The sequence below is a fragment of the Pseudomonas duriflava genome (assembly GCF_007830155.1).
Taxonomy (GTDB): Bacteria; Pseudomonadota; Gammaproteobacteria; order Pseudomonadales; family Pseudomonadaceae; genus Chryseomonas; species Chryseomonas duriflava.
Map to the genome: position 1 here is coordinate 261,840 of NZ_VLKY01000004.1, position 14,460 is coordinate 276,299.

Genomic DNA, 14,460 nt, shown 5'->3' on the forward strand with positions numbered 1-14,460 from the left:
TTTTTTTAATATAAGTCGATGACGCGGATATGACAGCAGCACGCGTCAAATTGCTGCATGGATAAAAGCTCTCATGCAAGCTTTTTGCCAATTTGTGAGTAAGGCCTGACTAAGGAGTCAGAAAAGGCATGACGCCAGAGGAGGGAAGGGAAAACAATATCCCTTAAATAGAGCCCGCAATGAACCATTTCAAGGCGAAAGGCTTGAAGAGTGGTCAGCTTTTGTGCGTAGCCATCGCATATCGTAACCTGAATGTCTTTCTGAAAGCCAGAAATTGTGCTGGTTGCCCAACGAAACCTGTGCCAGAAAGAAGACGGAGTGAAGTGCTTTGATCTGGCACGCGCTTCGCACTCTCCGCTGATCAATCATCGGCCCGGAGATCTACCATGAGTCAGACAGACACTCACGAAGACGACTTTCCGCTTAGCGAAGTGCCGTTGTCGTCGCGCAAAGGATTATGGTCAACCTCCCTGGTTTTGTTGGGATTTACCTTCTTTACCGCCACCATGTTTGCCGGCGGCAAGATCGGCGTTGCCTTCGATTTTGTTTCTCTGTTATGGATCGTGACCGTGGGCAATCTGCTCTTAGGCATTTATGCAGCTGTACTCGGATACATTGCATATCGAAGCGGGTTGAATTCTGTCCTGATGGGTCGTTTCTGTTTTGGAGAGGTAGGAAGTAAGTTATCGGACCTCCTCTTGGGTTTTACCCAGGTAGGCTGGTATGCCTGGGGAACAGCTACGGTGGCTGTGGTGTTGGGAAAGTTTTTTGGGCTTTCCGAAACTACCGTATTAATCCTTATGGTGATATTCGGGTTTGGTTTCTGCGCCACGGCTTACATTGGCTACCGAGGTTTAGAAATCCTGTCTTATATCGCTGTGCCGGCCATGTGTTTGCTTTTATTACTGTCCATGTGGGTTGCTACGAACAAGATTGGCGGTCTTGCAGGCTTGATGGCGGTAGTACCCACCGGGCAGATGGATATTGGTATGGCAATCACGCTGGTTTTCGGAACGTTTGTCAGCGGTGCTACCCAGGCTACTAATTGGACCCGCTTTGCGCGTTCCGGCAAGGTTGCTGTATGGGCAAGTCTAGGAGGCTTCTTTGTTGGAAATGGCTTGATGGTGCTGATTGGTGCTTATGGCGCTATTGTCTATCAACAGCCCGATGTGGTCGAAGTTCTACTGCTCCAAGGTTTTTCACTGGCTGCGGTCGCTATGCTCATGCTCAATTTATGGAGCACTCAAGACAATACGATTTACAATTTTGCCGTAGCGGGTTGCAACTTGGTGCGTACCCGTCGTCGACGTACGGTGACTTTGGTAGGAGCAACCATAGGTACAGCGTTGGCCTTGCTCGGCATGTACGACATGCTCGTACCATACCTTGTTGTACTCGGCACCGTGATTCCGCCTTTGGGGGGCGTAATCGCTGCGGATTTCTTCTTTCGACATAAAGGGCAGTATCCGCTCCTGGCCACGGCCGAGTTGCCTGCTTTTAACTGGATAGGCCTGCTGGCTTATGGTGTAGGCGTCTTAGGAGCCTTCCTGGCACCTTGGGTAGCGCCTGTTGTTGGCATTCTAGTAGCCGCTCTGGCTTATATAGTCATGTGCACCGTGCTCAAGACACGAGTAGTCATAGAGGCGCGTGCGAGCGCATGAATTTTAGCACCAAGGATGTACTGGCCCTGCCCAGACTGGAACTGCTCTGGCTCGAAGTAGGGGAGGCCGGCGCGACCAGTCCGGTTCGTTGGCCTTCAGCATATAGAAGCGCTAAATACCCTGTCATCGGATAACACTTATAACCGTTTGGATGTTGCCGTCGCGCTGATGATCTAGCGGCTGCCTGCCTGAGGAGAGCTTTATGAATATTATCAATGCCCGTCTACGCAACCATGAAGGCTTGTTCACGGTGCGCCTGGAGAAAGAACGTATTGCGGCTGTCGATGTTCAAGCGTCTTCGCTTGCTGCTCCTCTACTTACTTCTCATGAAGCTGAGACGCTAGATGCCCAGGGTAATTTGGTCGTCCCTCCGTTTGTCGAGCCTCATATCCATCTGGATGCCACTCTCACAGCCGGTGAGCCTCGCTGGAATATGAGTGGCACCTTATTTGAAGGCATTGAGTGCTGGGGGGAACGCAAGGCCACCATTACCGGGGAAGACACCAAGCAACGTGCGAAAAAGACAATCGAAGCGCTGGTGGCCCATGGTATCCAACATGTTCGTACCCACGTGGACGTGACCGATGCCAGCCTGGCAGCGCTTAAAGCCATGCTGGAGGTTCGAGAAGAAACGAGTCATTTGATTGACCTACAGATCGTAGCCTTTCCCCAGGAAGGCATCGAGTCTTATCCCCACGGCCGCGAGTTGATGGAGGAGGCCATTCGACTTGGCGCGGATGTGGTCGGCGGTATCCCTCATTTTGAGTACACGCGGGAGCAGGGCGTCAGCTCCGTGAAGTTTCTTATGGATCTGGCCGAGCGGACCGGCTGTCTGGTCGATGTGCATTGCGACGAAACGGATGATCCACATTCGCGCTTTCTTGAGGTACTGGCTGAAGAGGCCCGTAGCCGTGGAATGGGCGCTCAAGTGACGGCCAGCCATACGACGGCAATGGGATCTTATGACAATGCCTACTGCTCCAAACTGTTTCGTCTGCTAGGACGTTCCGGGATCAGTTTCGTTTCCTGCCCGACCGAAAGCATCCATCTGCAAGGCCGTTTCGATACATTTCCCAAACGGCGTGGCGTAACGCGCGTCAAGGAGCTGCTGGACGCAGGCATGAACGTCTGTTTCGGGCAGGATTCCATTGTCGACCCCTGGTATCCACTCGGAAATGGCAACATTCTCCGGGTTTTGGAAGCGGGTCTGCATATTTGTCACATGCTGGGGTATTCCGATCTGCAGCGTGCATTGGATTTGGTGACGGTAAATAGTGCTAGGGCGATGAGTCTGGGAGATCAGTACGGGGTGGAAGTCGGGCGTCCCGCCAACCTGCTCATTCTTTCTGCACCAGATGATTATGAGATGATTCGCAGCCAGGGCTTGCCCTTGTATTCCGTTCGCGCCGGAAAGGTTTTGATGAGCCGTACCCCTGCTCAAGTCCGCGTGGCTCTCTAATCGTTCCGCTGGTCGGAAGTGGAATAATTTCTCACAGTTGGCTGGTGGCTAACCTTAAAAACGGCCAGCAGTCAACCCTTATAAAAATGACTTGTGCACAAGCACTAATTCACTTGTCAAGCGCTTCGCTTACCTAGGGATAAAAAAAATTATAAGAATACTTGTTGTGCAACTATATGATTTTAAAGGATTTTTTTTGTTGGTTAAAAAATGGACAGTTTAACCGAAGCCCCGATTCTTCCTAGCCTGCGCGACCTTTCCACCATGTTTTCTACAGAGTTATCCACAGCTTCTGTGGATTACCCTTGTAGACCGCATCACGCTTGGCTTCATCAAAATGCAAGAAATTTTTGCGATTATTTTGCAGAATTCTTTATTCCTAAAAATTTGAATCCTCATTTTCTCAGCGCAGGGTCAGGTAGCGGCTGACCAGGGCTCTTAACGCAGCTGGTTTTACCGGTTTGGGTAGAAAGTCCACGCGTGCTGCTTGTACGGTACTGATGCGATCCGGATGTGCATCTGCACTGATCACAACGCCCGGTAGCGTATGTCCGAGTCGAGTGCGCAACCAGACCATAAGGTCGAGCCCGGTATTGCCATCGTCCAGATGGAAGTCCACCAGTACAATATGTGGGCGTATACCTGAAGCCAGGAGCTGTTCGCATTCTTCCTGATTGCGTGCAGTATGGACTTCACATCCCCAGCGACTAAGCAAACTTCTCATACCGGTAAGAATGCTGTCCTCGTTGTCGATGCATAGGACAAGTGCCCCTGGTAAGGGCTCCGTAATAGGTTCAGCCAGTGCTACAGAAGGTACTGCCTTGGGTACTTCAGCGACACGAGGCACGCGTACGCTGAAAACGCTGCCACGGCCGGGCCAGGAGCGTACCTCCAGCGTATGGCCCAGAACCCGGCAAAGGCGGTCAGCGATGGCGAGACCAAGCCCTAGTCCTTTTTCAGCGCGCGTCTGATGACTGTCGAGGCGTTTGAACTCTTCAAAGATCACCTGACGTTTATCCTCAGGAATACCAGGGCCTCGGTCCCAGACCTCCAGCAATACATGACCGCCTTGGCGGCGCACGCCAAGAAGCACGTGGCCTCGAGCATAGCGAAAAGCATTGGTCAGGAAGTTCTGCAAGACACGGCGCAACAGCTTGATATCGCTTTCAACTACCAGTCGGCTGCCGCAAAGGTGGAAATCGATTCCTTGCTGCTGGGCTAGAGCACGGAACTCCACTCCTAACGTGTCGAAAAGAGTATTGATTGGAAAGGTAGTGAGTTCGGTTTTGACGCGGCCGCTTTCCAGGCGAGAAATGTCCAGAAGATCAGCAATCAAATCCTCGACTGAGCGAAGCGACGAGTCCATGTTGTTGACCAGCTCCCGTGCGTCGGAGGGAAGGCCCTCGTGATGGGTCAGCGCAGCGTTGAACAAGCGAGCAGCATTAAGTGGTTGCATCAGATCGTGGCTCACCGCTGCCAGGAAGCGGGTCTTCGACTGGTTTGCCGCTTCAGCATTGCCCTTGGCCTCGGTCAGGGCCTGGTTGAGTTGAGACAATTCGCGGGTCCGCTCTTCCACACGTTGTTCCAGACGCTCGTTAGCTTCCCGCAGGGCGCGTTCGGCTTCTCGGAAGGCAGTAATATCCGTAAAGCTCATAACGAAGCCCCTGCCTGGCATGGGCTTGCCGCTGAGTTCGATCACGCGCCCGTTAGGAAATTGCCGTTCGGAAGTATGAGCGATGCCTTGGCGCATCCGATCCACTCTCCGCGCCACATGCTCGTCAGGATCCCCGGGGCCACATAAGCCACGTTCGGCGTTGTAGCGGATTATTTCAGCAATCGGTCGCCCGACCTGGATCATGCCGTCCGGATAATCGAACAGCTCAAGATAGCGTTGGTTCCAGGCTACGAGGCGTAAAGATTGATCCACGACACTGATGCCTTGAGAGATATTTTCGATAGCGCCTTGTAGCAGTGCGCGGTTGAATTCCAACACTTCCGAGGCTTCGTCGGCAATGCGCACAACATCCTCGACGTGCATGTCGCGTCCCTCGATTGCGGCCTTGACTACGGCACGCGCCGAAGAGGCGCCGATAACGCCAGCCAGGAGGCGCTCGGTATGGGCGATCCACTCGCCATTGGCATTCTGGTGTGGGCTGAACGTCAAGCCAGTCTGGTCGGCGAAACGGATAAAGCTCTGCCGGGCGCGATCGTCACCCACGAAACGGGCTGCCAGCATGCGCAAGTCTTCCAGCTTCACGGCCAACAATGAACGGGTGCTTAGGCGCGCTGACGTCATTTGGCCGATGAAGCGGCCAGCTTGCCAGTGTTCGGATACCCCAGGACGAACCTGATTCGATACTAGGAAAAACAGGAGAAAGTTACCGGTCAATGACAGCAGTACGCCTTGGGTCAGGGGGTTGAAGGGCAGTCCAAACGGATTCTGGGTAAGCCAGGTCATGCCGGGAAAACTCTCCAGCGGCCAGCCTAATCCTTGGGCCATGACGGGTAACACCAGCGTGTAGGCCCACAAAAAGGCCCCGGCGGCGAGCCCAGCGAATACGCCACGGCGGTTGGCCTGTTTCCAATACAGCGCTCCGACCATGGCCGGGCCGAGCTGCGCAATTGCGGCAAAGGCGATCTGGCCAATAGTGGCTAGGCTGGCCGTAGAACCCAGCAAGCGATAGCACAAGTAAGCAAGCAGCAGGATGACTACGATAGTGACCCGACGAATTGTCACTAACCAGTGGCTGAAGACTTCGTAAGGACGTTCTACCTTTTGCTTGCGGAACAGCCAGGGCAAGAGAATATCGTTGGACAGCATGGTAGTCAGGGCAACCGTGGCGACAATTACCATACTGGTAGCCGCCGAAGCACCGCCAATGAAGGCTAATAGGGCCAGCATCGGGTTAGCTTCGGCCAATGGCAGACTGATCACGAACGAGTCGGGTAAGACGCCGCTCGGTAAATGCAATTGCCCGGCCAGGGCGATTGGTACTACGAACAAGGCAGCCAAGGCCAGATAGCCTGGAAAGACCCAGCGTGCCAGATTGAGATCCTGGGCATCAGTATTTTCCACGACCGTGACATGAAACTGTCGTGGCAGGCACATGACTGCCGTGAGTGCTACGCCGGTTTGTACCAGAAGCGCCGGCCAATCCATGGTTTCCTGCCAGTACACGGCTAGATCCGGAGATGAGCGCGCCTGGCTGAATAGATCGCCGAAGCCGTCATACAGGCCATAGGTCACAAACACACCTACAGCCAGGAAGGCTAGCAGCTTAACGATTGATTCGAAGGCAATAGCCAGCATCATGCCGCGGTGGTGTTCGGTCACATCCAGGTTGCGTGTGCCGAACAGAACCGTGAACACAGCAAGTACCAGCGACACGATTAGCGCCGTGTCTTGCGCCCGCATGCCTGACGACTCGGCACCAGCCCCAGTTAACAGATTAACTCCAATGACGATGCCTTTTAACTGCAGGGCAATATAGGGCAGGATCCCTACCAGGCAGATCAAGGTAACCACGACGGCTAGCCCCTGCGATTTGCCATAGCGCGCTGCAATGAAATCTGCAATCGAGGTAATGTTTTCCTGTTTGCTGATCATGATCATTTTCTTGACCAGACGCGGCATGATAAGCAGCAACAGAATCGGGCCCAGGTAGATTGGCAGGAACGACCATAGTTGATCGGCCGCTTGGCCTACAGCCCCAAAAAACGTCCAGCTGGTGCAGTACACGGCCAGCGACAGGCTGTATACCCAAGCCCGCAGGCGAGGAGGGAGCGGCTTCTGGCGGCGATCGCCATAAAAAGCGATGGCAAAGAGAATTGCCATATAAAGAAGAGCAACGGCAGCAATCAGCCCGCTGGAGAGTGACATGCGAACTCCTATGACTTCTTCGGGCCTATAGTGATAGGCAATCGGTCAATTCTAAGCATCTATTCGTAGGCAGCCTTGTCTGGCGCGCCGCTTTGGCCTTTCCCCTTCGTTCCCTTGGGGTAGGCGTTTTATTGTCGTTCCGCCGATGATCAGTAAACCTTGGAGAACCCGTAGTGATTTTCTCATCAAAGGGATGCGCCGTCAGGCAATTGTCACCTGGCGGACTGTGCGGTTGAGCCAACAACCGAGGGCTGTTAGCGTGATACGGTTTTATTAAGGAGAGTGGCGCCATGTTCGAAGCGCATCCCATTACCCTGCAGCGCGGTGCGCTTCGTCTCGAGCCTATGATGGAAAGCGACGTGCTGGAACTGGTTAGCCTCGCCGATCTTAATCGGCAGGAGCTGCACTATATCAGCGGTCCCTTCCGGCCGGACTGGTATCGACAGGCAATTACCGAGCAGCGTGAGGGCCGGTCGTTGCCCTTTACGATCCGGCTGGGTGACAGGCTGATCGGCACGACACGCTTTGCAGAGTTTCTACCGGCGCTTCCTGCGGCTGAAATTGGCTGGACTTGGCTCGATCGTGAGCAGCATGGCAGTGGGCTCAATGCCAACATAAAGTACCTCATGCTGCGTCATGCCTTTGAACAGTGGCGCCTGGTACGTGTGCAGATCAAGACGGCGGCGAGTAATCTGCGCTCACAGCGTGCCATTGAAAAACTAGGGGCGACTCGAGAAGGGTTACTGCGTAACCATCGCCGATTGGCCGATGGTCGGCTAGACGACACCGTGATGTACAGCATCACTGACCGGGAATGGCCCTCCGTCAAGGCTGCGCTTGAAGCTTCCTTCAATTGATCTTTATGGCTATTCATAAGCTGGCCTGGCCACCATAAGCGTGGTCAGGCCGGGCGAGATACGCAAGGTCGTACAAGACACTTTCTGAAGTAAAGCCTAATCTGTCAGATCTTCAGGAGGTCGTATGTTTCAACATCCATTCGTACAGGGCGCACGGGATAGTGTGCCCATGATGGTCGGGATCATTCCGTTCGGTATTATCTACGGCACACTGGCCAGTGCCGCTGGCCTTTCGCCCTGGCTGGCAGTTGGCATGTCGCTACTGGTTTATGCGGGCTCCGCCCAATTTATCGCGCTTAGCCTAATCGGAGCGAGTGCCGGCTCGATCGTTCTGCTGGTTACAACCTTCATCGTTAACCTACGGCATGTACTTTACAGTGCTACTTTGCAGCCCTTTATCGCTCATTTGCCTCAGCGCTGGCGTTTGCTACTGGCCTTTCTGTTGACCGATGAAACGTTTGCCGTTGTGGAGCAACGCTATCGCCTGCATGGAAATACCGGAAAGGCACACCTCTACTTTCTTGGTGTAGGACTCATCTTGTATGGCAGTTGGGTCGGTAGTTCCTGGATAGGTATCCTGTTCGGGCAAGCGATCCCCAACATGGCGGGCTGGGGATTGGAGTTTGCCATGTTGGCTACATTCATCGGTATCGTCGTGCCCTTGCTACGTAATTGGCCAACGCTAGCGGCAGCTGTCGTGGCGGGTAGTGTCGGTGTAATTACAATCGGTTGGCCTTACAAGTTGGGCCTGTTAGCTGCTGTAGGGGCCGGTATTGTTGTCGGGGTCTGGCTTGAGCGAAGCCGTTCCATTTCCTGCGCTGAGGTGCCGTCATGAGCGAGTGGCTGACTATCGTCGGGATGGCAACAGTGACATATCTGTTGCGCTATAGCCTGTTCGCCTGGCCGGGCCTGCGTTTTCCACCGTTGGTCAGGCAAGCGCTGCACTATGTGCCTATCGCTGTGTTGAGCGCGATTATAGTTCCGGGTCTGTTATTGCCCGATGGGGAGCGCCTGTCGCTGTCGCTTGATAATGCGTACTTGCTGGCCGGGCTGGCATGCATAGTGATTGCCGCTTGGAGTCGACATCTTCTCGCAACAATTGGTGGTGGTCTGCTGGTCTTCTTCCTGCTGCGCTGGGCTTTTGGCCAGTTGACCCTGTAATCTTTTCGTCAACGCATGCGGTCAGGATAACGGCTGTCCGTTTGCGTATCCGCCTGTCTTAAACCACCGCATAGGATTTCGAGCGATGTCCTCACCGTTCTCCTTGTTGAAGACACGGCGCTTCCTGCCTTTCTTCATAACTCAGTCGCTCAGTGCCTTTAATGACAATCTATTCAAGCAGTCATTGATTCTGGCAGTACTCTTTCATCTTTCCATTCAAGGCGACCGGCTGCTGCTGGTCAATCTGTGCGCCTTGCTCTTCATTTTGCCGTTTCTGCTGTTTTCCGCCTTAGGCGGGCAGTTGGGCGAGCAATATGACAAAGCCCGGCTCATGCGCTGGCTGAAGGGCGCGGAGGTACTCATTCTACTGGTTGGCGCGGCTGGCTTCTTAACCGAAAACGTTCCGGTAATGCTGGCGGCACTGTTTGCTATGGGGACGCGCTCGGCCCTGTTCGGGCCTGCCAAATACTCCATTCTGCCGCAGCATCTCGATGCACACGAATTGATGGGAGGCAATGCCTTTGTCGAGATGGGAACGTTCCTGGCCATTCTAGGCGGTACTATTGGTGCCGGCGTGCTGTTGTCCCAAGCGGATTATGCCTATGCCGTTACGGGTGGAGTGCTGGTAACAGCCGCCATTGGATTTCTCGCTAGTCAGGGCATTCCCTCGGCTCCGCCAGTCATGCAAGGCCTGTCTCTGGATTGGAATGTCTTTCGACAGACCTGGCGCATCCTGCGTATGGGGCTGGGGCAGACACCGGCTGTATCCCGGTCCTTGTTGGGCAACTCGTGGTTCTGGTTTGTCGGCGCCGTTTATCTCACCCAGATTCCAGCGTATGCCAAGGATTTTTTGCACGGAGACGAAAGTGTTGTCTCGCTGATCCTGACACTTTTTTCAGTTGGGATTGCGTTGGGTTCTCTCTTATGTGACCGCCTCTCACGCGGACGTGTCGAGATGGGGCTTGTTCCCCTTGGCGCGCTGGGTCTGACTCTGTTCAGTCTACTGCTGTATAGCGCTAGCCCAGATAACGAAGGCACCAGCGTAGCACTGAACTGGCTGGCAATTATTGGAGAGGCGAGTACATGGCCGATACTGCTTTGTATCCTCGGCCTGGGTACTTTTGGTGGTCTTTACATTGTTCCGCTCTATGCCGTAATTCAGTCCCGTACACCCATTGGCGAGCGTGCCAGGGTCATTGCCGCGACCAATATTCTTAATGCCTTACTGATGGTCTGCTCCGCTCTGCTGACCATGTTACTGCTGGGGGGGGAGGACTGTCGATTCCGGAACTGTTTCTGACAGTTGCCCTGCTGAATAGTGTAGTGAACCTCTATTTGTTCCGGTGCGTGCCCGAGTTTCTGCAACGTTTCCGAACTCTATTGCCAGGGCGGCGTACTGCTGCATCGGACTAGTGGCTCAGTTTCAAGCCTACTAAGCCGAGGATGATCAAGAGGATACTAAGCAGTCGAGTCGGATTCAGACTTTCATCAAAAAGTAGAACGCCCGCAATGACCGTTCCTACCGCTCCTATACCTGTCCAGATGGCATAAGCCGTACCTAAAGGGAGTTGGCGAATGGCCAAGCCCAGCAGGGCAAGACTCGCTACCATGGCAGTCACGGTAAACAGTGTGGGAGTCAGGCGGGAAAAGCCATCAGTGTATTTGAGCCCAACGGCCCAGGCGACTTCGAACAGGCCTGCCAGAAACAAAATCAACCAAGACATAGAGATCTCCAGAGAAGAAAGCGGGGCCGTCCCCAGTGATCGAAAAGGGTGAGGCCGTCCTCACCCTGGCCACGTTGTCTCAACTTGAATTGCCTGGACAAAGTGGGGCTTACAGATGCTTTTTTCAGTGAGTGTGTTTCTCGGCTGTGGGGGCATCTTTATCATGCAGGCGACGAAGCACGGTAGCCAGCAATGCTCCCGAAATATTATGCCAGACACTGAACAAGGCGCTTGGTACGGCAGCCAGCGGAGAGAAATGAGCTGTAGCCAGGGCAGCTCCTAGTCCGGAGTTCTGCATGCCGACCTCAATTGCCAATGTCTTGCGCTGCGCCAAGGGCAATCCGAACAGGCGACCTGCCGTATAGCCCAGCAGTAGCCCAAGGCTGTTATGAAGCACCACGACTGCCATGATCAACAATCCGGACTCAGCGATTTTTGCCTGACTGACTGCTACGACAGCCGCCACGATCAGCACAATACTGACGACCGAGACCAGCGGCAGGATGTCCACGGCGGCGCGCACCCGTGCTCCTAATAGACGCTGGGCCACTAGTCCCAGCACGATGGGCAGAATGACCACCTGAACGATGGAAAGAAACAGGGCCGAGAATTTGACTGGCAGCCAGGCCGACGCTAGTAGCCAGATCAGGGCTGGCGTTACCAGCGGGGCGAGGAGGGTCGTAACTGCCGTAATTGCGACAGACAAGGCTACATCGCCTCGTGAAAACCAGGTAATGACATTGGAGGCCGTGCCGCCTGGGCAACATCCGACCAGGATAACGCCGACAGCAATTTCCGGTGGTAGCTGCAGCAGGCGGCAGAGCAGCCAGGCCATGCCCGGCATAATCACAAACTGCGCCGCAACTCCGAGAAATACACGAAGCGGCTTGCGAAAAACTTCACGAAAGTCTTCTGGTTTGAGCGTCAGGCCCATCCCGAACATGATAATGCCCAGTAACGGCACGATGGCGGGAGGAAGAGAGCGAAACCACTCCGGCTGGAAAAAAGCCAGCGCAGCGGCCAACAAAGCCCAAAGAGCGAACGTATTGCCGGCGAAGCGGCTCAGAGCAGCGAGGGCGCGCATGATTATCCTTATTAGAAGAGAACGGGTGCGTCACTCTACGTTGGGAGCGCGGCATCTTGAAGATGCCGCTGGCGATTACAACCCCTGAGGAATCTCTTCGCCGCCTAAAGCCTCGACCAGAGCCGGGATGAACTCGGCAAATGTCATCATCATTAGAATGAACGTCGCATCGAGTTGTGCCATGGCATCATCGCCGCCGTCCTGCTCGGCTTGTTCCTGAAGCAGTTCCTCGAAACGCAGCCGCTTGAGGGTGACCTTGTCGTCGATCAAGAAGGACAATTTATCCTGCCAAGCCAGCGACAGTTTAGTCACTAACTTACCGGCACCCAAATGATTCTGGATTTCTTCGCTGGTCAGGTCTTGCCCCTTACAGCGCACCACGCCTCCATCTTCATGGCTGTCACGAAGCTCACACTCATCCAACAGGTGGAAGTCATTGGTAGCGGCTTGCGCCTTTACCCAATCGGTAAACGTGGCCGTGGGGACCTGTTTGACCGACATGGGGCGAACGGGAAGAGAGCCGAGCGCTTCACGCAGTGTGGACAGAAGGTCCTCCGCCCGCTTGGCGCTAGAGGCATCCACCAGAATCCAGCCTTGCTTGGGAGCAATGGCAGCAAATGTGGTCTGCCGGCGGATAAAGGCGCGTGGTAGAAGAGACATGACAATCTCGTCCTTAATCTGGTCGCGCTCCTTCTTATAGACCTTACGCATTTGTTGCGCTTCGATCTCATCTACCTTTTCTTGCACGGCATCCTTGACGACGCTGCTGGGCAGAATGCGCTCTTCCTTACGGGCTGCGATCAGAAAGAAGTCTTGGCTAGCGTGCACCAAGGGGGCGTCGGCGCCTTTTCCAAAAGGCGCGACGAAGCCATACGTTGTTAATTCCTGACTGGCGCAGGAGCGTGCCGGTTTGCTGGCCAGCGCTGCTTCCAGGGACTCAGCCTCGAGTGAAAGGTCTTGGGTGAGACGGTAAATAAGCAGATTACGAAACCACATGGCGAGACGACTCCCGGAAAACGAAGCGCGCATTATTCCGCTGCACAGGCCTGAGGCCAACCCTCAATTAAGCTTTAGCTGGGATTATCTGCATGATGCCTTTCTGACAATAAGCGGAGCATGCACGGCAACACCTTGAATCGCCAGAGAAAGTACAAGGGATGGCGAGGAATGCTTTCGGTAAAACCTAACTCCTTAAATCATTTGAAATTTTTTTACATGAGGGCTTGCCAGCTTCGAAAACCGTCCGTAGAATGCGCCCCACTTCGAGAGCAAACGCTAACGATAGCGAATAAACCAGAAGTTCAGTCGGTTAGAATACCGGCCTGTCACGCCGGGGGTCGCGGGTTCGAGTCCCGTCCGCTGCGCCATTTATTTGCTTCATCTCGTTCATGTTTCTTCATTCGGACTTGTCCGTTGAATGCATCCCGCTCGAGAGGAACACTAGCGAAAGCTAAGTGGGTGATTAGCTCAGCTGGGAGAGCATCTGCCTTACAAGCAGAGGGTCGGCGGTTCGATCCCGTCATCACCCACCATTTTGCGATACGCAGCGGTAGTTCAGTCGGTTAGAATACCGGCCTGTCACGCCGGGGGTCGCGGGTTCGAGTCCCGTCCGCTGCGCCATTTCCTTCCAAGTTTTACCTCTTTAGTCGTTGTTTTTCATACTCTTTCTGCGTTCAGGCACGATTCAGCGCCGAAGCAGTATCCTATGCGCTATTCTTATAATGCCGTAGCCAGTGGCCGTAGGCCCCTGATAAGCTCGCGGTTTTATCGAACGCGCTTAGCGCACGGACAAGGAAACAGCATGAAACAGCACCGGTTGGCAGCAGCAGTGGCCCTTGTGGGTCTGGTTCTCAGCGGCTGCGACTCGCAGACCAAGGTTGATCTGGAAACGCCTTCACAGAAGGCGTCCTATGGCATTGGTCTGAATATGGGCAAGAGTCTGGCTCAAGAAGGTATTGATGATCTGGATCCCAAGGCTGTTGCCCTGGGTATCGAAGATGCCGTTGGCAAAAAGGATCAGAAGATTTCTGATGAACAACTGACCGAGGCTTTTGCCTACCTGCAAAAGCATGCCGAAGAGCGTATGGCAAAGCTCAGCGAAGATAATGCCAAAGCGGGTAAGGAGTTCCTGGAGAAGAATGGTAAGCGTGAAGGTGTCGTGACGACAGCTTCAGGCTTGCAATATGAAGTCGTCAAGAAAGCCGACGGTGCCCAGCCCAAGCCGAATGATGTCGTGACTGTACATTATGAGGGGCGTCTGGTCGATGGTACCGTTTTCGACAGTTCCATCAAGCGCGGCAGCCCAATTGACCTTCCTGTTGGCGGTGTAATTCCTGGTTGGGTTGAAGCGTTACAACTCATGCATGTTGGCGAGAAGTACAAGCTGTATATCCCCAGTGAGCTGGCTTATGGTGCACAGAGCCCAAGCCCGGCTATTCCGGCCAATTCTGTATTGGTGTTTGACTTGGAACTGCTAGGTATCAAGGATCCGAACGCTCAGCAGAATCCGGAAGCTGAAGCGCCCGAGGCTCAGGAATCGAGTGTCGAGCAAGAGCAATAAATTAATTGTATTGCTAGAACGCCCCGCTTGGTCGGGGCGTTTTGCTTTTCGGACGGCCGACAGAAACCTGATTG

At 54.1% G+C, this 14,460-nt stretch carries 9 protein-coding genes, 2 tRNA genes and 2 pseudogenes; 9 read left to right on the forward strand and 4 right to left on the reverse strand.

The window, feature by feature from the left end; all coding sequences use genetic code 11:
• Window positions 1–386: 386 nt before the first annotated feature.
• Both codB and codA read left to right on the forward strand, forming a co-directional pair.
• The gene (codB, locus tag IQ22_RS07610) at window positions 387–1,661 is read left to right on the forward strand and encodes a cytosine permease (protein ID WP_145140444.1); all 1,275 of its coding nucleotides are present in this window, start codon (window positions 387–389) and stop codon (window positions 1,659–1,661) included.
• A 202-nt stretch (window positions 1,662–1,863) separates the two neighbouring features.
• Complete coding sequence (gene codA, locus IQ22_RS07615; RefSeq protein WP_145140446.1) at window positions 1,864–3,120, forward strand: cytosine deaminase; 1,257 nt, start codon at window positions 1,864–1,866, stop codon at window positions 3,118–3,120.
• A gap of 403 nt (window positions 3,121–3,523) precedes the next feature.
• Here the strand turns inward: codA and IQ22_RS07620 are convergent, their stop codons facing one another.
• On the reverse strand, window positions 3,524–7,000 hold the full coding sequence (locus IQ22_RS07620) for a PAS domain-containing hybrid sensor histidine kinase/response regulator (protein ID WP_145140449.1): 3,477 nt from the start codon (window positions 6,998–7,000) through the stop codon (window positions 3,524–3,526).
• Between the two features lie 290 nt (window positions 7,001–7,290).
• Between IQ22_RS07620 and IQ22_RS07625 the strand changes: the two genes are divergently transcribed.
• The 4 genes and pseudogenes from IQ22_RS07625 to IQ22_RS07640 form a co-directional block, all read left to right on the forward strand.
• Window positions 7,291–7,857 (forward strand): GNAT family N-acetyltransferase, encoded by a 567-nt coding sequence (locus IQ22_RS07625; RefSeq protein WP_145140452.1) that lies wholly within the window; start codon window positions 7,291–7,293, stop codon window positions 7,855–7,857.
• Between the two features lie 124 nt (window positions 7,858–7,981).
• Window positions 7,982–8,692 carry an AzlC family ABC transporter permease gene (locus IQ22_RS07630; protein ID WP_145140455.1) on the forward strand — a complete coding sequence of 237 codons (711 nt, stop codon included), beginning with the start codon at window positions 7,982–7,984 and terminating at the stop codon, window positions 8,690–8,692.
• A complete protein-coding gene (locus IQ22_RS07635; protein WP_145140457.1) occupies window positions 8,689–9,018 on the forward strand; it encodes an AzlD domain-containing protein in 330 nt (109 codons plus the stop codon). The genes IQ22_RS07630 and IQ22_RS07635 overlap by 4 nt, the downstream gene beginning before the upstream one ends.
• 85 nt (window positions 9,019–9,103) lie before the next feature.
• A pseudogene (locus tag IQ22_RS07640) lies at window positions 9,104–10,389 on the forward strand (MFS transporter); the annotation flags it as partial.
• 38 nt (window positions 10,390–10,427) lie between these two features.
• Here IQ22_RS07640 and sugE read toward each other — a convergent pair.
• The 3 genes from sugE to rdgC form a co-directional block, all read right to left on the reverse strand.
• Window positions 10,428–10,742: a quaternary ammonium compound efflux SMR transporter SugE gene (gene sugE / locus IQ22_RS07645; RefSeq protein WP_145140459.1), complete on the reverse strand. Its 315-nt coding sequence runs from the start codon at window positions 10,740–10,742 to the stop codon at window positions 10,428–10,430.
• A 124-nt stretch (window positions 10,743–10,866) separates the two neighbouring features.
• Window positions 10,867–11,826: a bile acid:sodium symporter family protein gene (locus tag IQ22_RS07650; RefSeq protein ID WP_145140464.1), complete on the reverse strand. Its 960-nt coding sequence runs from the start codon at window positions 11,824–11,826 to the stop codon at window positions 10,867–10,869.
• Window positions 11,827–11,901: 75 nt separating this feature from the next.
• Entirely contained in the window at window positions 11,902–12,822 is a 921-nt protein-coding gene (rdgC, locus tag IQ22_RS07655; RefSeq protein ID WP_145140673.1) for a recombination-associated protein RdgC, read from the reverse strand.
• 460 nt (window positions 12,823–13,282) lie between these two features.
• On the opposite strand from rdgC, the gene IQ22_RS07665 reads away from it, so the two are divergent.
• The 3 genes and pseudogenes from IQ22_RS07665 to bamJ form a co-directional block, all read left to right on the forward strand.
• Window positions 13,283–13,358, forward strand: a tRNA-Val gene (locus IQ22_RS07665).
• An 11-nt stretch (window positions 13,359–13,369) separates the two neighbouring features.
• Window positions 13,370–13,446 (forward strand) — tRNA-Asp (locus IQ22_RS07670).
• A 181-nt stretch (window positions 13,447–13,627) separates the two neighbouring features.
• A pseudogene (gene bamJ / locus IQ22_RS07675) lies at window positions 13,628–14,320 on the forward strand (BamJ family beta-barrel-assembly machinery protein); the annotation flags it as partial.
• Window positions 14,321–14,460 lie beyond the last annotated feature (140 nt).